This window comes from Methylobacterium sp. C1, from assembly GCF_001854385.1.
Lineage (GTDB): Bacteria > Pseudomonadota > Alphaproteobacteria > Rhizobiales > Beijerinckiaceae > Methylobacterium > Methylobacterium radiotolerans.
Genome location: NZ_CP017640.1, coordinates 3,265,634 through 3,286,898, shown reverse-complemented (window position 1 = coordinate 3,286,898; position 21,265 = coordinate 3,265,634). Strand labels below are relative to the sequence as shown.

General features: G+C 71.1%; 23 protein-coding genes. 12 read left to right on the top strand and 11 right to left on the bottom strand.

Annotated elements, in window-relative coordinates:
- The 3 genes from BKE41_RS15305 to BKE41_RS15295 are packed head-to-tail and all read left to right on the top strand — an operon-like array spanning position 1 to position 2,800.
- Positions 1 to 1,062, top strand: coding sequence for an ABC transporter ATP-binding protein (locus tag BKE41_RS15305; protein ID WP_179240028.1), 1,062 nt, complete (start codon positions 1 to 3; stop codon positions 1,060 to 1,062).
- Positions 1,059 to 2,030, top strand: coding sequence for an ABC transporter permease subunit (locus BKE41_RS15300; protein ID WP_059409182.1), 972 nt, complete (start codon positions 1,059 to 1,061; stop codon positions 2,028 to 2,030). The genes BKE41_RS15305 and BKE41_RS15300 overlap by 4 nt, the downstream gene beginning before the upstream one ends.
- Positions 2,027 to 2,800, top strand: a complete 774-nt coding sequence (locus BKE41_RS15295; RefSeq protein WP_029357495.1) for an ABC transporter permease subunit — start codon at positions 2,027 to 2,029, stop codon at positions 2,798 to 2,800. Before BKE41_RS15300 ends, BKE41_RS15295 begins: the two co-directional genes overlap by 4 nt.
- A 6-nt stretch (positions 2,801 to 2,806) precedes the next feature.
- Here BKE41_RS15295 and BKE41_RS15290 read toward each other — a convergent pair whose 3' ends face one another.
- Positions 2,807 to 4,267, bottom strand: coding sequence for a sodium:solute symporter (locus tag BKE41_RS15290; protein ID WP_070999761.1), 1,461 nt, complete (start codon positions 4,265 to 4,267; stop codon positions 2,807 to 2,809).
- Positions 4,264 to 4,467, bottom strand: coding sequence for a DUF3311 domain-containing protein (locus BKE41_RS15285; protein WP_012319822.1), 204 nt, complete (start codon positions 4,465 to 4,467; stop codon positions 4,264 to 4,266). The genes BKE41_RS15290 and BKE41_RS15285 overlap by 4 nt, the downstream gene beginning before the upstream one ends.
- A gap of 197 nt (positions 4,468 to 4,664) precedes the next feature.
- Between BKE41_RS15285 and BKE41_RS15280 the strand changes: the two genes are divergently transcribed.
- Entirely contained in the window at positions 4,665 to 4,895 is a 231-nt protein-coding gene (locus BKE41_RS15280) for a hypothetical protein (protein ID WP_070999759.1), read from the top strand.
- A gap of 50 nt (positions 4,896 to 4,945) precedes the next feature.
- On the opposite strand, the gene ureG is transcribed toward BKE41_RS15280, so the two are convergent.
- From ureG to BKE41_RS15250, 6 genes are all read right to left on the bottom strand, one after another.
- The gene (gene ureG, locus BKE41_RS15275; RefSeq protein ID WP_070999757.1) at positions 4,946 to 5,563 is read right to left on the bottom strand and encodes an urease accessory protein UreG; all 618 of its coding nucleotides are present in this window, start codon (positions 5,561 to 5,563) and stop codon (positions 4,946 to 4,948) included.
- Positions 5,564 to 5,572: 9 nt separating this feature from the next.
- The gene (locus BKE41_RS15270) at positions 5,573 to 6,283 is read right to left on the bottom strand and encodes an urease accessory UreF family protein (RefSeq protein ID WP_234740626.1); all 711 of its coding nucleotides are present in this window, start codon (positions 6,281 to 6,283) and stop codon (positions 5,573 to 5,575) included.
- Positions 6,249 to 6,743, bottom strand: a complete 495-nt coding sequence (locus BKE41_RS15265) for an urease accessory protein UreE (RefSeq protein ID WP_070999755.1) — start codon at positions 6,741 to 6,743, stop codon at positions 6,249 to 6,251. Before BKE41_RS15265 ends, BKE41_RS15270 begins: the two co-directional genes overlap by 35 nt.
- 12 nt (positions 6,744 to 6,755) lie before the next feature.
- Positions 6,756 to 8,483 carry an urease subunit alpha gene (ureC, locus tag BKE41_RS15260; protein WP_070999754.1) on the bottom strand — a complete coding sequence of 576 codons (1,728 nt, stop codon included), beginning with the start codon at positions 8,481 to 8,483 and terminating at the stop codon, positions 6,756 to 6,758.
- A 2-nt stretch (positions 8,484 to 8,485) separates the two neighbouring features.
- On the bottom strand, positions 8,486 to 9,106 hold the full coding sequence (locus tag BKE41_RS15255; protein ID WP_042673510.1) for an urease subunit gamma: 621 nt from the start codon (positions 9,104 to 9,106) through the stop codon (positions 8,486 to 8,488).
- 148 nt (positions 9,107 to 9,254) lie between these two features.
- The gene (locus BKE41_RS15250; RefSeq protein ID WP_070999753.1) at positions 9,255 to 10,268 is read right to left on the bottom strand and encodes a LysR family transcriptional regulator; all 1,014 of its coding nucleotides are present in this window, start codon (positions 10,266 to 10,268) and stop codon (positions 9,255 to 9,257) included.
- A gap of 97 nt (positions 10,269 to 10,365) precedes the next feature.
- On the opposite strand from BKE41_RS15250, the gene BKE41_RS32605 reads away from it, so the two are divergent.
- Genes BKE41_RS32605 through BKE41_RS15235 form a run of 3 tightly spaced genes read left to right on the top strand, consistent with a single transcriptional unit; the run spans position 10,366 to position 12,438 of the window.
- Positions 10,366 to 11,619 carry a GNAT family N-acetyltransferase gene (locus tag BKE41_RS32605; protein WP_012319814.1) on the top strand — a complete coding sequence of 418 codons (1,254 nt, stop codon included), beginning with the start codon at positions 10,366 to 10,368 and terminating at the stop codon, positions 11,617 to 11,619.
- The gene (locus BKE41_RS15240; RefSeq protein ID WP_024829671.1) at positions 11,616 to 12,230 is read left to right on the top strand and encodes a cysteine hydrolase; all 615 of its coding nucleotides are present in this window, start codon (positions 11,616 to 11,618) and stop codon (positions 12,228 to 12,230) included. Before BKE41_RS32605 ends, BKE41_RS15240 begins: the two co-directional genes overlap by 4 nt.
- Positions 12,223 to 12,438: a hypothetical protein gene (locus BKE41_RS15235; RefSeq protein ID WP_012319812.1), complete on the top strand. Its 216-nt coding sequence runs from the start codon at positions 12,223 to 12,225 to the stop codon at positions 12,436 to 12,438. The genes BKE41_RS15240 and BKE41_RS15235 overlap by 8 nt, the downstream gene beginning before the upstream one ends.
- On the opposite strand, the gene BKE41_RS15230 is transcribed toward BKE41_RS15235, so the two are convergent.
- From BKE41_RS15230 to BKE41_RS15225, 3 genes are all read right to left on the bottom strand, one after another.
- The gene (locus tag BKE41_RS15230; RefSeq protein WP_012319811.1) at positions 12,439 to 12,618 is read right to left on the bottom strand and encodes a hypothetical protein; all 180 of its coding nucleotides are present in this window, start codon (positions 12,616 to 12,618) and stop codon (positions 12,439 to 12,441) included.
- Positions 12,619 to 12,850: 232 nt separating this feature from the next.
- Positions 12,851 to 13,003, bottom strand: a complete 153-nt coding sequence (locus BKE41_RS31220) for a hypothetical protein (RefSeq protein WP_159392758.1) — start codon at positions 13,001 to 13,003, stop codon at positions 12,851 to 12,853.
- A gap of 65 nt (positions 13,004 to 13,068) precedes the next feature.
- Positions 13,069 to 13,296 carry a hypothetical protein gene (locus BKE41_RS15225; RefSeq protein WP_029357482.1) on the bottom strand — a complete coding sequence of 76 codons (228 nt, stop codon included), beginning with the start codon at positions 13,294 to 13,296 and terminating at the stop codon, positions 13,069 to 13,071.
- Positions 13,297 to 13,550: 254 nt separating this feature from the next.
- Here BKE41_RS15225 and BKE41_RS15220 point away from each other — a divergent pair, with 254 nt between their 5' ends.
- The 5 genes from BKE41_RS15220 to BKE41_RS15200 all read left to right on the top strand — a co-directional run bounded on the left by BKE41_RS15220 (position 13,551) and on the right by BKE41_RS15200 (position 21,265).
- Positions 13,551 to 14,804 (top strand): efflux RND transporter periplasmic adaptor subunit, encoded by a 1,254-nt coding sequence (locus BKE41_RS15220; RefSeq protein WP_070999751.1) that lies wholly within the window; start codon positions 13,551 to 13,553, stop codon positions 14,802 to 14,804.
- Between the two features lie 49 nt (positions 14,805 to 14,853).
- Complete coding sequence (locus BKE41_RS15215; RefSeq protein ID WP_070999749.1) at positions 14,854 to 18,018, top strand: efflux RND transporter permease subunit; 3,165 nt, start codon at positions 14,854 to 14,856, stop codon at positions 18,016 to 18,018.
- A 158-nt stretch (positions 18,019 to 18,176) separates the two neighbouring features.
- Positions 18,177 to 19,313 carry a CaiB/BaiF CoA-transferase family protein gene (locus BKE41_RS15210; protein ID WP_070999747.1) on the top strand — a complete coding sequence of 379 codons (1,137 nt, stop codon included), beginning with the start codon at positions 18,177 to 18,179 and terminating at the stop codon, positions 19,311 to 19,313.
- A gap of 43 nt (positions 19,314 to 19,356) precedes the next feature.
- Complete coding sequence (locus BKE41_RS15205; RefSeq protein ID WP_070999745.1) at positions 19,357 to 20,106, top strand: SDR family oxidoreductase; 750 nt, start codon at positions 19,357 to 19,359, stop codon at positions 20,104 to 20,106.
- 10 nt (positions 20,107 to 20,116) lie between these two features.
- On the top strand, positions 20,117 to 21,265 hold the full coding sequence (locus tag BKE41_RS15200) for an acyl-CoA dehydrogenase family protein (RefSeq protein ID WP_012319805.1): 1,149 nt from the start codon (positions 20,117 to 20,119) through the stop codon (positions 21,263 to 21,265).

Here is a 21,265-nt window from a genome sequence, read left to right as displayed (position 1 = left end):
TTGTCCGACAGGCCGGCGCCGCGCCTGCGGCTCGAGGAGCTGACCAAGCGCTTCGGCACCCATCGCGCGGTGGACGCCGTGTCCCTCGACCTCGAGGCGGGGGAGTTCTTCTGCCTGCTCGGCCCGTCGGGCTGCGGCAAGAGCACCCTCCTGCGCATGATCGCGGGCTTCGAGAGCCCGACCTCGGGGCGGATCCTGCTGGGCGAGCAGGATCTCACCGCGCTGCCGCCCCATCGGCGGCCGGTGAACATGATGTTCCAGTCCTACGCCCTGTTCCCGCACATGAGCGTGGCCGGCAATATCGGCTACGGCCTGAAGGGCCTGGGCCGCGCGGCCCTGGCCGAGCGGGTGTCGGAGCTGCTCAAGCTCGTGCGCCTGGACGGGTTCGGCGAGCGTCGCCCGGAGACCCTCTCGGGCGGCCAGCGGCAGCGGGTCGCCCTGGCCCGGGCGCTCGCCCGGGAGCCGAAGCTGCTGCTGCTCGACGAGCCGCTCGGCGCGCTCGACCGCGGCCTGCGCGAGGAGACGCAGGGTGAGCTGCGCGCCGTGCAGCGCCGCCTCGGCACCGCGTTCGTCGTCGTCACGCACGATCCCGAGGAGGCGATGATGCTCGCCGACCGGATCGGCGTCATGGAGGCGGGCCGCCTGATCCAGGTCGGGCCGCCGGCCGACCTCTACCGCCGCCCGGCGAGCCGCTTCGTGGCCGGCCTGCTCGGCGACGTGAACCTCATCCCCGGCCGGCTCGGGCCGGCGGCGGGCCCCGACGCGATCCGCACGGTCGAGACCGCGCACGGCCCGGTCCGGGGCTTCGCGGAGGCCGCGCTCGCGGAGGGCGCCGCCGTCGTGGTGGCGGTGCGGCCCGAGGACGTGGCATTGGGCGCGGAGGGGCTGCCGGTGGTCGTCACCGACGCCGTGTTCCTGGGCGACCGGGTTCGCCGAACGCTGCGCCTGCCGGACGGCGCCACCCTGCGGGCGAGCGGGCGGCCCGCGGAGGCCGGCGCGGCGCCGGGCTCGGACGCGCGCGCCGGTTTCGCGGCCGACGTCGCGGTGATCCTTCCGGCATGAGGACCGGTGTGCCGGACGAGGACCCCGCGGCGGGGCAACCGGGGGTCGGGTCCGCGCGCGGCCGGACCCGCGGCCGGCTGTTCGACCGGCTGGTCCGCCTCCCGCCCTTCCTGTGGCTGGCGGCGTTCTTCCTGCTGCCCTTCGCCATCACGCTCAAGATCAGCCTGTCGGAACCCGCCACCGCGATCCCGCCCTACCTGCCGCTCCTCGACTGGCGCGGCGGGCTCGACGGCTGGTCGGCCTTCCTCGAAGCCCTGAACTTCGACAATTACCTGACGCTCGCCGCCGATCCCCTCTACCGCGACGCCGCCCTCGGCTCCCTGACCTACGCGGGCGTGGCCAGCCTGATCCTCGTCGGGCTGGGGACGCCTCTGGCCTACGCCCTGGCGCGGGCGCCGTCCCGCTGGCAGCCGCTCCTCGTGGCGCTGGTGATCGTGCCGTTCTGGACGAGCTTCCTGATCCGGGTCTACGCCTGGATCGCGATCCTCAAGCCCGAGGGGCTGCTCAATCTCGCGCTGCGCCGCCTCGGCCTGATCGACGCGCCGCTGACCATCCTCAACACCGACGCGGCGGTGATCGTCGGCCTCGTCTACGCCTACCTGCCCTTCATGGTGCTGCCGCTCTACGCGGTGATGAACCGCCTCGATCCGACCCTGCGCGAGGCCGCGGCGGATCTCGGCTCTTCGCCGAGCCGGGTGTTCTGGACCGTGACCGTGCCGCTCAGCCTGCCGGGGATCGCGGCCGGCGCGGGGCTCTGCTTCATCCCGATGGTCGGCGAGTTCGTGATCCCCGACCTGCTCGGCGGGTCTGAGACGCTGATGCTCGGTCGGGTGCTCTGGACCGAGTTCTTCTCGAACCGCGACTGGCCGCTGGCATCGGCGGTCGCCGTGCTGATCCTCGCCATCGTCATCGGACCGGTGGTGCTGTTCCGGGACAGCCTGCGCGCGGGCGAGGGCGAGGCGCCGTGACCTGGGTGACCCGCACCGCCCTGGCGGCCGGCCTGGGTTTCCTCTACGGGCCGATCGCGGTGCTGATCGTGTACTCGTTCAACGCCTCGCCGATGGTGACGGTCTGGGGCGGGTTCTCGACCCGCTGGTACGGCGCCCTGCTCGCCGACGCGCCGCTCCTGTCCGCCGCCTGGGTCTCCCTGAAGGTCGCGGTCCTCGCGAGCCTGCTCGCCACGATCCTCGGCACGCTGGCCGCCCTCGCCCTGGAGCGGCAGGGCCGCTTCCGCGGGCGCGCCCTGTTCACCGGTCTCGTCTTCGGGCCGATCGTGATGCCGGAGGTGATGATCGGCCTGTCGCTCCTGCTGATGTTCATCGGGATCGGGCTGGACCGCGGCCTCGCGACGATTGTCATCGCCCACACGACCTTCTGCACCGGGTTCGTGGCGGTGGTGGTCGGCGCGCGCCTGCGCGGCCTCGACCGGTCCCTCGAGGAGGCCGCGGCCGATCTCGGCGCGGCGCCGGGGCGCGTGCTCATGACCGTGACGCTGCCGCTGCTGGCGCCCGCCCTGGCGGCCGGCGCGCTCCTCGCCTTCACCCTGTCGCTCGACGACCTGGTGATCGCGAGCTTCGTCTCCGGCCCGGGCTCGACCACCCTGCCGATGCGGCTCTACAGCCAGGTCCGGCTCGGCGTGAATCCGGAGATCAACGCGGCCTCGACCCTGCTCGTCGGTCTGGTGAGCGTCGCGGTGCTGCTGGCCTCCTGGCTCACCGGTCGCCGGCGACAGGGCTGAGCGGCGTCACTCCGCGGCCTGCGCCGCCGTCGCGCCCGCGCGCACCGCCTGCGCCACGACGAACGTCACGATGACGTTCACCACCAGCGCCACGATGCCGACATTGACGTCTTGGAGCGGCCCCAGGACCGGCAGCTTCGCCAGGCTGAACCCGGAGAGGACGGTCGCCGCCACCGTCGCCACGCCCGCGACGATCCCGGCGATCGCGGCGCGGCGGTCGAGGGGGTTGCGGCGCATCAGGCTGGTGATGAAGCACGGGAAGAGCTGCGTCACGAAGTTGTAGCCCATGAGCAGGAGCTGCACGATCGTGTCGCCGCCCGACAGGGTGAAGCCGACGCAGACCAGCGCCAGCACCGGCACGAGGATCTTGCACAGCCGCGCGGTGGCGGCGTCGTCCATGCCGGGACGCAGCGGCCGGACGAGGTTGTTCGCCACCAGCGTGACGCCGGCGATCAGGATCATCGAGCCCGGCACGAGGGCGGTGAGCACGCCCGTGGCGCCGATCAGCCCGATGACCCACGGCGGGAAGGTGGCGAGGGAGAGCTTGAACAGCGACAGGTCGACGTCGGGACCCGTGAGGCCCGGCACCTGCATCACGGCGGTGAAGCCGATCACGAACACGAACAGGTTGATCAGCTGATAGATCGGCAGGATCACCGCGTTGCGCCGGAACGCGCCCGGCTCGCGCGCCGTGTAGAGCGACGCGAAGGTGTGCGGCCACATGTAGCCGCCGAGCGCGGTGAGCAGGACCGTGGTGGTGAACCACGTCGGGCTCTGGCCGCGGTCGGGCAGGGCCAGGAAGCCGGGCTTGGCGGCCTCGATCGCCGTGAACAGGCCCTCGTAGCCGCCGTAGTAGTGCACCGGAAGGTAGATCCCGAGGAACACCACCACGAACAGGATGCTGGTGTCCTTGATCACCGCCGTCCAGGCGGAGCCGTGCACGCCCGACACGACCACGTAGGCGGTCAGCGCGGCCGCGCCGATCCAGACCGCGGTGGTCGACGAGATCGCGCCGTAGGACGCCGTCGAGACGATGATCCCGAGGCCCTTGAACTGCAGCACGAGGTAGGGGACGAGGGCGACGATCCCCACGAGCGCCACCAGCATGCCGAGCGCGCGGCTGCCGTACTTGCGCGCGAAGAAGTCGGGCTGCGTGTAGAGGTTGTGCTGCTTGGCGTAGCGCCAGACCGGGGGCAGCAGCCAGTACGAGGTGACGTAGGCGAGCGTCAGGTAGCAGAGGATGTAGTAGGCGGGGCCGCCCTTCCCGTAGGCGATGCCCGAGCCGCCGAGGAACGTGAAGGTCGTGTAGATCTCCCCGGCCATCAGCAGGAAGACCAGGGCGGTGCCGAAGCCGCGGCCGCCGACGGTCCACTGCTCCAGCCCCATCTCGCGGCCCAGCCGCGCGTAGAGGCCGAGGGCGATCGCCAGCGCGAAGCCGGCGGCCACGATGACGAGCGCGACGCTCATCGGGGATCCTCCGGCGCGCGGTTCTGAGGGTCGGTCAGGTAGATCAGCCCCATCACGGCCGAGGTTCCGATCACGCAGAACACCAGCCAGGCGAGGAGCAGCGGCAAGCCGAACACGAAGGGCTCGACCCGGTTCAGGAAGAACGGGCCGACCAGGATGCCGAGGAAGGGCAGGGCGGCCAGCCACCGCAGATTTCGCATGCCTGATACCGTTCAGAAGGCCCCGATATCGCGGGGTGAATCAGTCACGAACCGCTGTCAACGCTGCGAACGCCCGACGGCGCTCATCCCGATCACGTCTGCGTGCTGTGCGCGCGCGCACGCGGCCGCGCTCCCGGCGCGCATATCCTCGTGAGGCGTCGCGCCGTCCGACACGGCGGACGCCGAGGGACTTCACGATGACCCGTTCTCTGACCATCGCGGCGCTGGCCGCGCTCCTCGCCGTTCCGGCAGCCCAGGCGGAAGCCCGCGCGCGACACGCGACCGCCAAGGCGCAGCCGAGCGCCGCGATCAAGTCGCGCCAGAACGTCATGAACGATTTCAACGCGCGGATGAGCCGCCTCGACGCGCTCATGGGCGTCCCGAGCACGTCGTCGGTTCGCGCACGCTCGGCCGAGGCTGGACGCTAGGAAGGCCGAAGGAAGCTCCACGAGCCGGTCGTGCCGGCCGGCTCGTCGGCTCAGCGGCCCAGGCCGCCCGCCTCCTCGACGAAGCGCGCCACCGCGTCCGCGCCCGTCCCCTCGCGCAGGGACGCGAAGACGTAGGGCCGGGTGCCGCGCATCCGCTGCGTGTCGGATTCCATCACCGAGAGGTCGGCACCGACGAGCGGCGCGAGGTCGGTCTTGTTGACGATCAGCAGATCGGACCGGGTGATGCCCGGACCGCCCTTGCGGGGGATCTTCTCGCCCCCGGCCACGTCGATGACGTAGAGCGTGATGTCGGCGAGTTCCGGCGAGAACGTCGCCGCGAGGTTGTCGCCGCCGGACTCGATCAGCACGAGGTCGAGCTTCGGGAAGCGCCGGCTCATCTCGGCCACGGCGGCGAGATTGATCGAGGCATCCTCGCGGATCGCGGTGTGCGGACACCCGCCGGTCTCGACGCCGAGGATGCGCTCCTCCGGCAGGGCGCCCGCGACGGTCAGGATCCGGGCGTCCTCCTTCGTGTAGATGTCGTTGGTGATGGCGCAGATCTCGTAGCGGTCGCGGAAGCGCTTGCAGAGCTGCTCCATCAGGGCGGTCTTGCCGGAACCGACAGGTCCGCCGATGCCGACGCGGAGGGGGCCGTTCGAGGAGGTCATGCTGGGGGCTCAGGATCGGAAGATGCGGGAATACTGGGTCTCGTGGCGGAAGGAGCCGAGGTCCAGGCGGAAGGTGGCGGCACCGAGGGCGTCGAGATCGGACGCGGCGGCCGCCTCGGCGAGCCCGGCGAGGCGCGGGGCGAGGGCGGCGACGACCCGCGTGCCGGCGGCCTGCCCCACGGGCGCCGCCCGGAGAGCGGCGGAGACGAGATTCTGGAGGAAGGCGAGGCCGTAGGCGGCGAGCACGGGCTCCGGCGCCATGCCGTGCGCACCCGCGGCGAGGCCGACCGCGACCGGATAGGCGACCGGCCCCGGCAGTTCCTCCGCCAGGGCGGCGAGGGCGTCGCAGGGCCACGCGCCCCGCGTCGCGTCGAGGAAGCTCCGGCCCTGCTGGCTCGTCTCCAAGTGCAGCTCGCGCGACGGCGCCAGGGCGAGCGCGAGATCGTTGACGGCGACCAGCGCGGCGCCGTCCGAGGTCCGCGCCGCCGCGTGGGCCTGGGCTGCCAGGATCAGGTCGTTGCGCAGGGCGCCGCGCTCGCAGACGTCGCGGAGCCACGCCGTCAGGCTCGCCTCGTCGCGGACATCGCCCGCTTCGACCGCCCATTCCAGCCCGTGCGAGTAGGCGTAGGCGCCGACCGGGTAGCCGGGCGACAGCCACGCCATCAGGCGCAGCGCCTCCAGGGCCTCAGCCGGCGGCATGGTCGTGATGGTGGCCGCCATGCGGGTGCGCGTGGTCGTGCCCGTGCCCGCCGGAATAGGCGCCGCCCTCCGGCCGGAACGGGCGTTCCACCGGCTCGGCGGTGCCGCCGAGGCCCCGGACCATCTCGGCGAGGACGTGGTCTTGCGCGATCCAGACCGCGTCCGACCCGATCTCGGCGGCGATGTGCCGGTTGCCGATGTGCCAGATCAGGCGCTTGAGGGCGTGATCGCTGGGGGCCCGGATCTCGAGCAGGCGCTCCGGTGCGGCCTCGACCCAGACGAGGCGGCCGTCCTGCAGGACCAGGGCATCGCCGTCCTCCAGCACGGCCGGCTCCGGCAGATCCAGCAGGAATCCCAGCCCCCCGGCGCCGCGCATGGCGACGCGGCGGCGGTGGCGGTCGCCGTGATCGAGGACGACGCGGTCAACGATCTCGCCGCCCGACAGGGCGTCGCGGCGGACAATGCGGGTGGCGCGGATCATGGATGGCCGCGCTCAGAACAGGAAGTAGCGCTGCGCCATCGGCAGGACCTCGGCCGGCTCGCAGACCAGCAGCTCGCCGTCGGCGCGCACGTCGTAGGTCTCCGGATCGACCTCGATGACCGGCGTCGCGTCATTCAGCACCATGCTCTTCTTCGAGATGCCGCCGCGGACGTTCTCCACCGCGACCAGTTCCTTCTGCACGCCCAGCCGCTCCCGAAGGCCGTCCTCCACCGCCGCCCGGGAGACGAAGGTGAGGGCGGTGGCGAAGGGCGCCCGTCCGTAGGCGCCGAACATCGGCCGGTAATGCACCGGCTGCGGCGTCGGGATCGAGGCGTTCGGGTCGCCCATGGGCGCGGCCGCGATGCTGCCGCCCTTCAGCACGAGGTCGGGCTTCACGCCGAAGAAGGCCGGCGTCCACAGCACGAGGTCGGCGAGCTTGCCGGGCTCCACCGAGCCGATGTGCCGGGAGATGCCGTGCGCGATCGCCGGGTTGATCGTGTACTTGGCGACGTAGCGGCGCGCCCGCAGGTTGTCGGTGCCGGACGTGTCTCCGGGCAGGGCGCCCCGCTGGCGCTTCATCTTGTCGGCCGTCTGCCACGTGCGGATGATGACCTCGCCGACGCGGCCCATGGCTTGGCTGTCGGAGGACATCATCGAGAGCGCGCCGATATCGTGCAGGATGTCCTCGGCCGCGATGGTCTCGCGCCGGATCCGGCTCTCCGCGAAGGCGAGGTCCTCGGGGATCGACGGGTCGAGGTGGTGGCATACCATGAGCATGTCGAGATGCTCGTCGATCGTGTTCCACGTGTAGGGCCGCGTCGGGTTCGTGGACGACGGCAGCACGTTCGGCAGCCCGGCCACCTTGATGATGTCCGGCGCGTGGCCGCCGCCCGCGCCCTCGGTGTGGAAGGCGTGAATGGTCCGGCCCTTGAAGGCCGCGATCGTGTCCTCGACGAAGCCCGACTCGTTGAGCGTGTCGGTGTGGATCATGACCTGGATGTCGTGGGCGTCCGCCACCGACAGGCAGGTGTCGATCGCCGCGGGCGTGGTGCCCCAGTCCTCGTGCAGCTTCAGCGCGCAGGCGCCCGCCCGGACCATCTCGACGAGGCTCTCCGGCCGGGACGCGTTGCCCTTGCCGGCGAAGGCGAGGTTCATCGGGAACGCGTCCGCCGCCTCGATCATCCGGGCGATGTGCCAGGGGCCCGGCGTGCAGGTGGTGGCGAAGGTGCCGTGCGCCGGCCCCGTGCCGCCGCCGAGCATCGTGGTGATGCCCGAGCAGAGCGCCTCCTCGATCTGCTGCGGGCAGATGAAGTGGATGTGGCTGTCGAAGCCGCCCGCCGTCAGGATCTTGCCCTCGCCGGCGATGACCTCGGTGCCCGGCCCGACCACGATGTCGACCCCGGGCTGCACGTCCGGGTTGCCGGCCTTGCCGAGCCGGAAGATCCGGCCGCGCACGATGCCGACATCGCACTTCACGATGCCCCAGTGGTCGAGGACCACCGCGTTGGTGATCACCGTGTCGACGGCGCCGTCGGCGTTCGTGGCCTGGCTCTGGCCCATGCCGTCGCGGATGACCTTGCCGCCTCCGAACTTCACCTCCTCGCCGTAGGTGGTGAAGTCGCGCTCGACCGTGATCTCAAGGCCGGTATCGGCGAGGCGGACGCGGTCGCCGACCGTCGGGCCGAACATGTCGGCGTAGGCCGAACGCGGCAGGCTGGCGGGCTTGGGCGTGTTGGCCATGGTCAGAGCTTGCCCATCACGTCGCCGCGGAACCCGTAGACGGTGCGCCCGCCGGAGAGCGGCACCAGCGCCACCTCCCGCGTCGATCCCGGCTCGAACCGCACGGCGGTGCCGGGCGCGATGTCGAGGCGCTTGCCGCGGGCCTGCTCGCGCGGGAATACGAGGCCCGGATTGACCTCGAAGAAGTGATAGTGCGATCCGACCTGGATCGGCCGGTCGCCGACGTTGGCGACCTCGATCACGGTCCGCTCGGCGCCGGGGTTGAACACGATCTCGCCCGGCAGCGTCGTCACCGCGCCGGGAATGTCGGAAGAGGCCGCGCCGCGGATCGGATGGTGCACGGTGACGAGCTTCGTGCCGTCCGGGAAGGTCGCCTCGACCTGGATGTCGTGGATCATCTCGGGCACGCCCTCCATGACCTGATCGGCGGTCAGCACGGTGGCGCCGGCCTGCATCAGGTCGGCCACGGTGCGGCCGTCCCGCGCGCCCTCGACCACGAAGTCGGTGATCAGCGCCACCGATTCCGGATGGTTGAGCTTCACGCCGCGGGCGAGGCGATTCCGCGCCACCTGCGCCGCCATGGCGATGAGCAACTTGTCCTTCTCTCGGGGCGTCAGCAGCACGGGCAACCTCGTCGTCGCGGCGGCCGGAGCAAGGATCATGCGCGCGGCGCGGTCAAGGGCGGGCTTCGGCCGTTGCAGGACCCGGACCACCGACGGTCGGCGCCCGCGCGCGGAGGCGCGCCGGGATCACGGCGCAGTCACGGCGCAGTCACGGCGCCATGGCGATGAAGCCGGCGAATAGGTCCGACAGGGCCTCGCCCTTCACGGCACCCGGCAGATCGCGGGGGTGGATGAACTCGTCGCGGAACCAGGGATAGCGCTTCGGATCGAAGGAGGCCCGCAGCCAGTCGATCGTCCGCCGCACGCGGGTGATCCGCTCGGCGTCCGGGTGATAGGTCAGCCAGATGTCGATGCTGAATCGGCCGAGATTGTCCACCGGGACGACCTGGGCGCCGATCGCGCTGGCATAGGTCGGCAGCAGGCCGATTCCGGCCCCCTTGGCGATGGCCCAGTAATACGCGCTGCTGACGTTGACCCTCAGCGTGATCGGGACCTTCGCGGGGAAGCCCGGGACCGACCGCACGTAGTCCTCGAGGGCGACGGTCTGGCCGCCGTCCTGCACCACGATCCGGTGACGCTCGAGATCCTCCGGGCGCGCCGGGAGCCCGTAGGTCTCCTCGTAGCTCCGCGCGGCGTACGGCACCATGTGGATCCGGCCGATCTTGACGATGCGCAGGTCCGGGCTGGTCGGCCGCGTCAGCTGGATGGCGACGTCGGCCTCCAGCCTGAGGACGTCGGCGGATTCCATCGCGCAGCGCAGGTCGACGGTCAGGCGCGGGTTGGCGCGCTGGAACTCGACGAGGCGCGGCGCGAGCCAGAAGGCCCCCAGCCCCTCCGTCACGGCGATCCGCACCTCGCCGGTCTCGGCGAAGGGCGCGCCCTCGCCGGTGCGCACGAGGCTGAAGGCGGCCGCCTCCATGCGGCCGGCGGCCTCGAGGATCGCGTGGCCCTCGGCGGTGAGGCGGATGCCGTCGACGTGGCGGGTCAGCAACGGCGCGCCGATCAGCGCCTCGAGATCGTCGATCCGGCGCCGCACCGAGTTCACCGACAGGCCGAGCTTCGTGGCCGCCGAGCGGAAGCTGCCGGACCGCTGGAGCGCCAGGAAGACCCGGATGCTCTGCCAGTCGGGCATCGGATCCCGGCTCGCCTCCGCCTGTTCCATCGACGGAACACCCCTGTTTCAAATTTTGCACATACAGCCAGAGCGCTAGATGCGAAGTGCTTAACCGTCAATCCGTACCCGAATGACAGGTCATCCGATGACGGTACACATTGCTCGCGCGCAGTTCGTCGCCAAGGACGCCGATCAACTCGGTACAGCGCTAGTCTCTCCCGAGCCGCGGCACGCGCTGAATGCGCTCGAGGTCGGCCGAATTGCCCGGCACCTCGTCATCTTCACGCCGACCCCGGACGATCTGGCGCGGCTGATCGCGGCGGCGCGCGCGGATCTACCCGATCTCGCGCCCCTGCGCACCGTTCAGCGGGTGATGTCGATCAATCCCGACAGCGTCCTGGCGATCGCCCAGCGCCACCGGTTCGACGCCGCGGATCCGCGGGGCGAGGGGTTCGTGGCCTGCCTGATGCTGAACGCCGACGGCATGGCGGCGCTCAAGGCCGGGACGCTCGACGCGTCCGATCCGCCCGCCGCGATGCTGGCCGGCCAGCACGAACGTCCGGCCGGGATCTACGTCTGGGCCGTCTACGCGCGGCGGCGCCTCTCCGGCGGAGTCGGCCTCGTCTTCGATCGTCTGTCGAGCCCGACCTACCGGGGCGTGGACTTCTACGCCCGCGCGGCCACACCCGAGGGGGCCGATCTCCTGTCGGCCCTCGGCTTCGCGGCACGGACCTCCGCCGGCGGGACCCTGTACCATTTCGCCCGCGGTCCGAAGGCGGAGCCGGCGCCCCCGTACGACAGTCACCGGCCGGGCGCGACCGGCATCAGCGTCGCGGTCGCGCGGAACATGGAGGACCTGTCCCGGGTGATCGCCCTGCGCGCCGCCGTCTACATGGCGGAGCAGGCCTGCCCGTACGAGGAGGAGTTCGACGGCAACGACCTCTCGGCGACGCACCTGATCGGCTATGTCGGCGACGAGCCGGCGGGCTGCCTGCGCATCCGGTTCTTCGCCGATTTCGCCAAGATCGAGCGCCTCGCGGTCCGGGCCGAGTTCCGCAACACGCGCCTGTCCTTCGCGCTGGTCCGCGCCGGGATCGAGCTCGCCCGGGTGAAGGGCTACCGCCGGCTCTACGGCCACGCCCAGAAACGCCTCGTCGGCTTCTGGAGCCGCTTCGGCTTCCGGGTCTTCGAGGGCGCGCAGGAGCTGGTCTTCTCGGATTTCGACTACGTCGAGATGCTGATGGAGGCGGAGCCGCACCCGCAGGCCATCGCGCTCGGCGCCGACCCCTACGTCATCATCCGGCCGGAGGGCCGCTGGCACCGGGCGGGCGCCCTCGACCGTTCGCGCAGCCGCGCCGTGACCCGCCCCTCCGTCGACCGCGCGGTCGCGGCGCGATGAACAGGCCGATCAACCCGGCGCTGTATCGCCGGCCGCGCAGCGTCCCGGTCCTGGTGCTGGTGGACATGCAGCAGGAATACGAGGTCGCCGGGCGCCCGCTCGCCCTGGCGGGGATCGAGCCCGCCCTCTCGAACTGCCGCCGCGCGCTCGCGCATGCCCGCGCGAGCGGCATGCAGGTGGTCTATGTCCGCTGGGTCGGCGCGCCGCTGTTCCAGGCGGGCAGCCGCTTCGTGCGCTGGATCGAGGGCTTCGAGCCCCACGGCTGCGACATGATCTTCGACCGGGATCGCCCGTCCTGCTACGCCAGCCCCGCCTTCGCGGACGCGATGGAGCGCGGCTCCCCGCCGCTGGTCATCGCGGGCTTCGCCGGCGAGTCGTCCTGCCTCGCGACCGCGATCGACGGCTTCCACCGCGGACAGGACGTGACCTTCCTGTCCGATGCCTCCGCCAGCCACGACCTCGACGGCATCTCCGCCGACGAGATCCACCGGTCGGTGAGCGCGGTGATGCGGGTGTTCGGCGACGTCACGGACACGCAGTCCTGGATCGCGGCCTCCGCGCCGTTCAAGCCCCTGCCCACAGCGTCGAGCCCCACGCACGCCAATGACTGACCGAAGCCAGAACGACGGGATTCCGGACGGGGGCCGGGGCGGCGACGAGGATGTGGACCTGCGTCTCGGCCGCCACGTGATCGAGCTGCTGCAGGCGGCGCGGGACGCCGGCGAGCCGACGCTGATCGCGCAGGCCGAGGCCATGGCGATGGCGGTCGGGTTCGTGCTGGCGAGCCGGTTGCCGGGCGCAGAGCCGGAGACCGCGTGATCAGTCGGCCGCGTCCTCGCCGCCGATGAGGCGCATGGCCCGCAGGCGCGCGGTCCGCTCGTCGCGCGCGCCCCTGTCGGCGTCGAGGGCACGCCACAAGGCGAGGAGGTCGCTCGCGTGTGTCGTATCGATGGTTTCGTCGGCGTCGTGCGCCATCTCGGCGTGATCGAAGGCGTCCATGTTCAAAGTCCCGCGCCTTGAGATGCGGTGCGCTAACAGGACATCCGCGCGATCGTCCAGCCCGAAAGATAGGCAGATCTTGTACAAGCCGGCGCGATCGTCACGCCCGGCACGATTCACTGCCGGCAAACTGATCCTCGGGCCGGCGCGAGGCGCGGCACGGATCCTCGACCGTGTCCGCGTCACAGGAGCGGCGCGTCGAATGCCCAAGACCCCACGGCAGGGCGGCATTTCAATCGAGGATCAGCCCTTGGGCGAAGTCGAAATCTGACAATTCAACAGTCGAGCGGCGCTCTTCTCCCGATTCGAACTGTTTGGAAAGAGCCCGATCCCGCGCAAGCCCGGTGATACCCTCAGAAACATCTCGGACACCGAACTGTGCCAATCCCGATCGGCAGAGGCCTGCGCCGGCTGCCGGGTCGGCTCTCCCGCGAGCCGAGACCGGCCGCGTCAGGCCCGGGATTGCGTCAGCGCGGCGATGATGGATTCGACCACCTCGATCTGCCCCTGTACGGCGACCAGCCGCGGCCCGGCCTCCGCGCCGTCGCCCAGCACGAAGGTGCCCTTCTGCCGGCGCGTGTCGCGCAGCTTGCGCACCGACGCGACGATGATCTGCCGCTCCTCGATCAGCGCGTCGCGCAGCTCGTTCAGGCCGTCCAGTTCCAGTGTCGGGGTCATGCGGCGTCCCGGTCCTACATCCCCGACGCGACCGCGGCGGGCACTCCGCGCCTCAGCGCCGGGCGCGAATCATCCGGACAGGGCGTCCGGCGGAGCGACGCGGCGCTCGGTCCGCGGCGGTAGCACGGTTTCCACTCACGGAACATTGCGGCGATCCGGGACGTGCCGCGATGTCTGGAGCGCGCATTGTATGCTATTGAATGCAAAATTATCCCGGCAGGCGAAGCGCGGGATCATCGGGCGGACAGCGGCGCATGCTGAGTGAGGACGTGCACGACCGCGGCGGGTCCCGCGCGGACCGGACGGTCGCGGACCGGGGCCTCGGCGACGCGGATCGCGCCGGGACCGGACCGGCGAAGAAGCGCTCCGGCGCGGCCGGCCTGATCCTGCTGCTGCTCGCCGTCGCAGGCGGCGGCGCCTACGGCTACACGCGCCTGAACCAGCCCGCGGTGAAGACCGGGACGGCCGCCCCGCTGCCGGTACCCGTCACCCTCGGCACGGTGGAGCAGGGACCGTTCGCCCTCGTGTCGAACGGCCTCGGCACCGTCCAGGCGTACAACACGGTCCAGGTGCGCACGCGCGTCGACGGCGAGATCCACCAGGTGGCGTTCCGCGAGGGTCAGACCGTCCACAAGGGCGACGTGCTGGTGCAGATCGATCCGCGGCCCTACCAGGCGGCGCTCGATCAGGCGAAGGCCAAGAAGGAGCAGGACACGGCCAATCTCGGCAACGCGAAGGCGGACCTCGTCCGCTACACCGGGCTCGGCGCCTACGCCTCCCGGCAGCAGACCGAGACGCAGACAGCCCTGGTCGCCCAGCTCACCGCGCAGGTGGCGTCCGACCAGGCCGCCATCGACAACGCCACCACGCAGCTCGGCTACGCCACGATCCGCGCGCCGATCGACGGCGTCACGGGGTTCCGGCAGGTCGATATCGGCAACATCGTCAACGCGGCCGGACAGACCCCGATCGTGACGATCACGCAGGTCGAGCCGATCTTCGTGGTGTTCACGGCCCCGGAGGACCAGCTGCCCGCGATCACCGCGGCCCTGAAGGCCGGCGACGTGCCGGTGGAGGCGTGGACCTCGGACGGGCTGACCAAGCTCGCGGACGGCAAGCTCGCCCTGTTCAACAACCAAGTCGACACCGCCACCGGCACGATCCGCCTCAAGGCCGTCTTCGAGAACAGGACTCACGCGCTGTGGCCGGGCCTGTCGGTCTCGACCAAGATGCGGATCGGCACCGTCGCGGTCGCCACGACGGTGCCGGACAACGCGATCCAGCACGGGCCCGACGGCCTGTTCGCCTTCGTGGTGGACGATGCCAGCCGGGCGCACCAGCGCGCGCTGAAGGCGGGCCGCTCGGATTCGGGACGGACGCGCGTTCTCAGCGGCGACCTCCGGCCCGGCGAGCGGGTGATCGTCGCCGGCCAGTACAAGGTGCAGGACGGCAGCCTCGTGGCCGACCCGCACGCGGCCCACACCGCGCAGGCGGAGGCGGTCCAGTGACGCGCGCGGCACGCCTCACGGCGGGCGCGTCCCAGCGCGGGGCGCGGCCATGAAGGGCGGCATCTCGGCGCCGTTCATCCGGTTCCCGGTGGCGACCACGCTGATCATGGTCGGCATCCTGTTCCTCGGGATCGTGGCCTACCCGCTGCTGGGCGTCGCGCCGCTGCCGCAGGTGGATTTCCCGACGATCCAGGTGACCGCGCAGCTGCCCGGGGCCAGCCCGGAGACGATGGCCTCGTCGGTGGCGCAGCCCCTGGAGCGGCAGTTCTCGCAGATCCCGGGCGTGTCGCAGATGACCTCGACGAGCTCCCTCGGGATCTCGACGGTCACGGTCCAGTTCGACCTCAACCGCAACATCGACGGCGCGGCGAGCGACATCCAGGCGGCGATCAACGCCGCCAGCGGCCAGCTCCCGAAGAACCTCCCGACCCCGCCGACCTACCGCAAGGTCAACCCGGCCGATTCGCCGATCCTGCTGCTCTCGGCCACCTCCGACAGCATGCCGCTGATCGACGTCGACGACGCGGTCGACGTCCAGCTCGCCCAGCGGATCAGCCAGATCTCGGGCGTCGCCCAGGTCTTCATCGGCGGCCAGCAGAAGCCCGCCGTGCGGATCCAGATCGACCCGGCCAAGCTCGTCGCCAAGGGGCTGTCGCTGGAGGACGTGCGCGCGCAGCTCACCCTCACCACCGTCAACAACCCGAAGGGCAGCATCGACGGCGGCAGCCACAGCTACACCATCTACGCCAACGACCAGCTCACCGCGGCGCAGAACTGGAACGACGTGATCGTGGCCTATCGCGACGGCGCGCCGCTGCGCGTGCGCGACATCGGCCGGGCCGTCGCCGGTCCCGAGGACACCAAGCAGGCCGGCTGGACCAACGGCAAGCGCGGCATCTTCCTGGTCGTGTTCAAGCAGCCCGGCGCCAACGTGATCGACACGGTGGACAGCATCAAGGCCCAGCTGCCGCGCCTGACCGCCACCCTCCCGGCCGCCATCAAGGTCGGCATCCTGAGCGACCGCACGCAGACGATTCGCGCCTCGGTCGAGGACGTGCAGTTCACCCTGCTGCTGACCATCGTGCTGGTCGTCGGGGTGATCTTCGTCTTCCTGCGCAGCTTCTGGGCGACCGTGATCCCGAGCGTGACTGTGCCGCTCGCGCTGCTCGGCGCCTGCGCGCTGATGTGGATGGCGGGCTACACCCTCGACAACCTCTCGCTGATGGCCCTGACCATCTCGGTGGGCTTCGTGGTCGACGACGCCATCGTCGTGCTGGAGAACATCAGCCGCTACGTCGAGGAGGGGATGCGGCCCATGGAGGCCGCGTTCAAGGGCGCGGGCGAGATCGGCTTCACCATCGTGTCGATCTCGGTGTCGCTGATCGCCGTGCTGATCCCGCTCCTGCTGATGGGGGGCATCATCGGCCGGCTGTTCCGCGAGTTCGCCGTGGTGCTGTCGATGACCATCGCGGTCTCGGCCTTCGTGTCCCTGACTCTGACCCCGATGATGGCCTCGCGGTTGCTGAAGGCCCACGATGCCGAGCGTCACGGCCGCCTCTACCGGATGAGCGAGGCCGCCTTCGACTGGCTGCTCGCGGTCTACGCCGACGCCCTCGACGTCGCCCTGCGCTTCCGCCGCGTCACGCTGCTGGTCTTCTTCGCCACCCTGGCGCTGACCGGCTACCTGTTCGTGGCGATCCCGAAGGGCTTCTTCCCGCAGCAGGACACCGGTTTCATGATCGGCGTCACCGAGGCGGGCCAGGACATCTCCTTCTCGGCGATGAAGGCGCTGCAGGAGAAGGTCGGCGCGATCGTCCAGGCCGATCCGGCGGTGGCCACGGTCGGCATGTCGCTCGGCGGCAACGGCCAGGCGCTCAATTCCGGGCGCATGTACATCACGCTCAAGCCGCGCGAGGAGCGCGACGTCAACGCCTTCCAGGTGATCGGCCGTCTGCGCCCGAAGCTGGAGCGCGTCGAGGGCATCCGGACCTTCATCCAGGCGACGCAGGACGTGCGCACCGGCGGCCGCACCTCGCGGACGCAGTTCGAGTACACCCTCCAGGACCCGGACCTCGCCGAGCTGAACACCTGGGCGCCGCGCATCCTCGACAAGATGAAGACGCTGCCGGAGCTGCGCGACGTCGCCACCGACCAGCAGACCCGGGGCACGACGCTGACGCTGTCGATCGACCGCGACGCCGCCTCGCGCTACGGCATCACGCCCCAGCTCATCGATGACACGCTCTACGACGCGTTCGGCCAGCGCCAGATCGCGCAGTACTTCACGCAGCTGAACAGCTACCACGTGGTGCTGGAGGTGCTGCCGGCGCTCCAGGGCAGCGTCGAGAGCCTGGACAAGATCTACATCAAGGCGCCGATCGGCGGCGGGCAGGTGCCGCTCGCGGCCTTCGCCCACTGGTCGACGGACCCGGTGGCGCCCCTGGCGGTGAACCACCAGGGCCAGTTCCCGGCGGTGACGATCAGCTTCAACCTCGCCCCCGACGTCGCCCTGGGGCAGGCCACGGAGGCGATCGGCCGGGCGATGCGGGAGCTGCAGGTGCCGCCGACCGTGGTGAGCGGCTTCCAGGGCACCGCCCAGGCCTTCCAGCAGTCGCTCTCGACGGTGCCGCTGCTGATCCTGGCGGCCCTGTTCGTCGTCTACCTGATCCTCGGCATCCTCTACGAGAGCTTCATCCACCCGCTCACGATCCTCTCGACCCTGCCGTCGGCCGGCGTCGGCGCCCTGGCGGTGCTGATGTGGGCGGGGTTCGATTTCAGCCTGATCGCGCTCATCGGCATCATCCTCCTGATCGGCATCGTGAAGAAGAACGGCATCATGCTAGTCGACTTCGCGATCGTGGCCGAGCGCGAGGAGGGTCTCTCGCCCGAGGTCGCGATCCGGAAGGCGGCGCTGCTGCGCTTCCGGCCGATCCTGATGACCACGATGGCGGCCCTGCTCGGCGGCATCCCGCTGATGGTCGCCACCGGGACCGGCTCGGAGATCCGGCAGCCGCTCGGCTTCGCCATGGTCGGCGGCCTCGCGGTCAGCCAGGTGCTGACGCTGTTCACCACGCCGGTGATCTACATCTACCTGGACCGGCTGGCGCACCGCTTCTCGTTCCGCGACAAGCCGCGGGCGGTGGACGCGGCGCTCGAGGACCCCGAGCCGGTGGAGGAGGTTCGTGGGCCGCCGGCGCTGCGCGCGGCGGAGTGAGGCCGACCGCCGCCTCCGGGCGCTGAGCGTCGCGGGACAGGCGCCGCGAAGCCGACGGCCGGGCGGCCCTGTCACCGCAACACGCTTGGCGGGGGAGCTCGCCGTTCCAGTTCATTCGCTGCCGGCCCTATGAGACCGCGCGACGCCGAAGGATCCGGATGAGCCAGAACCTGCCGCTGCGAGGGCTCACCGTGCTCGCCCTGGAGCAGGCGGTCGCCGCGCCCTACTGCACCTCGCGGCTCGCCGATGCCGGGGCCCGGGTCATCAAGATCGAGCGGCCGGAGGGTGATTTCGCCCGCGGCTACGACTCGGCGGTCAACGGGCTGGCGAGCTACTTCGTCTGGCTCAACCGCGGCAAGGAGAGCCTCGTCGCCGACATCAAGGATCCGGCCGATGCCCGCCTGCTGCACGCGATCCTCGCGCAGGCCGACGTGTTCGTGCAGAATCTCGCCCCCGGCGCGGCCGCCCGGGCGGGCTTCGGCACGGCGGAGCTGCGGGCGCGCTATCCGCGGCTGATCACCGTCGACATCTCCGGTTACGGCACCGGCAACGCCTACAGCGACATGAAGGCCTACGACCTGCTGGTCCAGGCCGAGAGCGGGCTCGCCGGGATCACCGGACATCCGGCCGGACCCGGGCGCGTCGGCGTCTCCGTCTGCGACGTCGCCTGCGGGATGGACGCCCACGCCGCCGTTCTCGAGGCGCTGATCGCCCGCGGGATCACCGGACAGGGCTGCGCCCTGGAGGTCAGCCTGTTCAGCGGCGCCGCCGACTGGATGAACGTGCCGCTGCTCTACTTCGAGGGGACGGGGCAGGTCCCGCGGCGGGTCGGCCTCGCGCATCCCTCGATCTGCCCCTACGGCGCCTTCCCCACGGCCGACGGCAGCCTGGTGCTGATCTCGATCCAGAACGAGCGCGAGTGGGCGAGTTTCTGCGCCGGCGTCCTCGGGGAGCCCGACCTCGCCCGGGCCGAGGGCTTCGCGTCCAACAATGCCCGGGTGGCCAACCGCGCCGCGGTCGACCTGCGCGTCGGCGCCGAGCTGGTGCGGCTCAGCCGCGACGCGGCCGCCGCCCGGCTGAAGGCGGCGGGCACCGCCTACGGCTTCGTCAACACGCTGGCGGATCTCGCCGCGCACCCGGCGCTGATCCGCGCGGAGGTCCGGACGCCTTCGGGGCCGGCCCGGATCGTGGCGCCGCCGGTGCTGATCGACGGCGAGGTCCGCGCCCTCGGCCCGGTTCCGGCGATCGACGAGCACGGGGCGCGGATCCGGGAGGAATTCGGTCGCCGCGACTGAGGACTGCGATACGACGGCAGAACATGAACGGCGGGAGGAGACGATGAGACTGGACGGCAAGATCGCGCTCGTGACGGGGGCTGGCAGCGGCTTCGGTGCCGGGATCGCCCAGCGCTTCGCCGCGGAGGGCGCCAAGGTCGCCTGCGTCGACATCGACGGCGCGGCGGCCGAGCGTGTCGCCGCGGCACTCGGCGACAATGCCATCGCGATCGCCGCCGATGTCGGCTTGGCCGCCGACGTCGCCGCCAGCGTCGCCGAGACGCGGCAGCGCTTCGGCGTGCCGAACGTTCTCGTCAACAACGCCGGCACCACCCATCGCAACAAGCCGCTGATGGAGGTGACCGAGGAGGACTTCGACCGGGTCTTCCGGGTCAACGTGAAGTCGATCTTCCACTACGTCCGGGAAGTCGCCCCGCTGATGCGCGACGCCGGCGGCGGCGCGATCCTGAATGTCAGCTCGACGGCGGCGCTGCGGCCGCGCCCGGGGCTGACGTGGTACAACGCCTCCAAGGGGGCGGCGAGCCTCGCCTCGAAATCCCTCGCCCTGGAACTGGCGCCCTGGAAGATCCGGGTGAACGCCCTCTGCCCGGTCATGGGCGCCACGGGGCTCCTCGAGCACTTCATGGGCGTCCTCGACACGCCCGAGAATCGCGACCGCTTCATCGCCACGATCCCGCTCGGGCGCCTGTCGGAGGCGAGCGACATCGCGGCGGCGGCCCTGTTCCTCGCCTCCGACGAGGCGGCGTTCATCACCGGCGTCGATCTGCCGGTCGACGGCGGTCGCACGGCCTGAGGAGTTCCCGATGGAATCCTATACCGAGATCCGCGAGGCGGTCGCCAAGCTCTGCGCCGGCTTCCCGGGACCGTACTGGCGGGCCCTCGACCGTGAGATGGCCTACCCGACCGCGTTCGTGAACGCGCTGACCGAGAGCGGCTACCTGTCGGTGCTGATCCCCGAGGCGTACGGCGGCTCCGGCCTGCCGCTCTCGGCCGCCGCCGCGATCCTCGAGGAGGTGCAGCGGGCGGGTTGCAACGGCGGCGCCTGCCACGCTCAGATGTACACGATGGGGACGCTGCTTCGGCACGGCTCGGAGGCGCAGAAGGCCGAGTACCTGCCGGCCATCGCGGAGGGCCGCCTGCGGCTCCAGGCCTTCGGCGTGACCGAGCCGACCTCCGGCACCGACACCGGCAGCCTGAAGACGACGGCGCGCCTGGAGGGCGACCACTACGTCGTCAACGGCCAGAAGATCTGGACCAGCCGCGCCGAGCACTCGGACCTGATGCTGCTCCTCGCCCGCACCACGCCGAAGGCCGAGGGCATGAAGCGCACGGACGGGCTGTCGGTGCTCCTCGTCGACATGCGCGCGGCGAAGGGCAACGGCCTCACGATCCGGCCGATCCGCACCATGATGAACCACGCCACCACCGAGGTCTTCTTCGACAATCTCCGGGTGCCGGCGCAGAACCTCATCGGCGAGGAGGGCAGGGGCTTCCGCTACATCCTGTCCGGCATGAATGCCGAGCGGATCCTGATCGCCGCCGAGTGCGTCGGCGACGCCAAGTGGTTCATCGACAGGGCCCGCGCCTATGCCGGAGAGCGGTCCGTGTTCGGCCGGCCGATCGGCGCCAACCAGGGTGTGCAGTTCCCGATCGCGAAGGCCTACGCGAACATGCGCGCGGCCGAACTCATGGTCCGCGAGGCGCTGACCCTCTACGAGGGCGGCGCCAATCCCGGGGCCGAGGCTAACATGGCCAAGATGCTCGCCGCCGACGCCTCCTTCGAGGCGGCCAACGCCTGCATCCAGACCCATGGCGGCTTCGGATTCGCCGAGGAGTACGACGTGGAGCGCAAGTTCCGCGAGACGCGCCTCTATCAGGTCGCCCCGATCTCCACGAACCTGATCCTCGCCTACCTGTCCGAGCACGTCCTCGGCCTGCCGCGGTCGTACTGA

What these genes read in the sequence shown, in the direction of transcription:
- ureG (WP_070999757.1), bottom strand. Translation starts at nt 5,563, where the DNA reads ATGACCTCCTCGAACGGCCCCCTCCGCGTCGGCATCGGCGGACCTGTC.
- BKE41_RS15215 (WP_070999749.1), top strand. Translation starts at nt 14,854, where the DNA reads ATGAAGGGCGGCATCTCGGCGCCGTTCATCCGGTTCCCGGTGGCGACC.
- BKE41_RS15285 (WP_012319822.1), bottom strand. Translation starts at nt 4,467, where the DNA reads ATGCGAAATCTGCGGTGGCTGGCCGCCCTGCCCTTCCTCGGCATCCTG.
- BKE41_RS15240 (WP_024829671.1), top strand. Translation starts at nt 11,616, where the DNA reads ATGAACAGGCCGATCAACCCGGCGCTGTATCGCCGGCCGCGCAGCGTC.
- BKE41_RS15225 (WP_029357482.1), bottom strand. Translation starts at nt 13,296, where the DNA reads ATGACCCCGACACTGGAACTGGACGGCCTGAACGAGCTGCGCGACGCG.
- BKE41_RS15210 (WP_070999747.1), top strand. Translation starts at nt 18,177, where the DNA reads ATGAGCCAGAACCTGCCGCTGCGAGGGCTCACCGTGCTCGCCCTGGAG.
- BKE41_RS15200 (WP_012319805.1), top strand. Translation starts at nt 20,117, where the DNA reads ATGGAATCCTATACCGAGATCCGCGAGGCGGTCGCCAAGCTCTGCGCC.
- BKE41_RS15265 (WP_070999755.1), bottom strand. Translation starts at nt 6,743, where the DNA reads ATGATCCGCGCCACCCGCATTGTCCGCCGCGACGCCCTGTCGGGCGGC.
- BKE41_RS15270 (WP_234740626.1), bottom strand. Translation starts at nt 6,283, where the DNA reads ATGGCGGCCACCATCACGACCATGCCGCCGGCTGAGGCCCTGGAGGCG.
- BKE41_RS15250 (WP_070999753.1), bottom strand. Translation starts at nt 10,268, where the DNA reads ATGGAACAGGCGGAGGCGAGCCGGGATCCGATGCCCGACTGGCAGAGC.
- BKE41_RS15205 (WP_070999745.1), top strand. Translation starts at nt 19,357, where the DNA reads ATGAGACTGGACGGCAAGATCGCGCTCGTGACGGGGGCTGGCAGCGGC.
- BKE41_RS15300 (WP_059409182.1), top strand. Translation starts at nt 1,059, where the DNA reads ATGAGGACCGGTGTGCCGGACGAGGACCCCGCGGCGGGGCAACCGGGG.
- ureC (WP_070999754.1), bottom strand. Translation starts at nt 8,483, where the DNA reads ATGGCCAACACGCCCAAGCCCGCCAGCCTGCCGCGTTCGGCCTACGCC.
- BKE41_RS15280 (WP_070999759.1), top strand. Translation starts at nt 4,665, where the DNA reads ATGACCCGTTCTCTGACCATCGCGGCGCTGGCCGCGCTCCTCGCCGTT.
- BKE41_RS15235 (WP_012319812.1), top strand. Translation starts at nt 12,223, where the DNA reads ATGACTGACCGAAGCCAGAACGACGGGATTCCGGACGGGGGCCGGGGC.
- BKE41_RS15220 (WP_070999751.1), top strand. Translation starts at nt 13,551, where the DNA reads ATGCTGAGTGAGGACGTGCACGACCGCGGCGGGTCCCGCGCGGACCGG.
- BKE41_RS15230 (WP_012319811.1), bottom strand. Translation starts at nt 12,618, where the DNA reads ATGGACGCCTTCGATCACGCCGAGATGGCGCACGACGCCGACGAAACC.
- BKE41_RS15290 (WP_070999761.1), bottom strand. Translation starts at nt 4,267, where the DNA reads ATGAGCGTCGCGCTCGTCATCGTGGCCGCCGGCTTCGCGCTGGCGATC.
- BKE41_RS32605 (WP_012319814.1), top strand. Translation starts at nt 10,366, where the DNA reads ATGACGGTACACATTGCTCGCGCGCAGTTCGTCGCCAAGGACGCCGAT.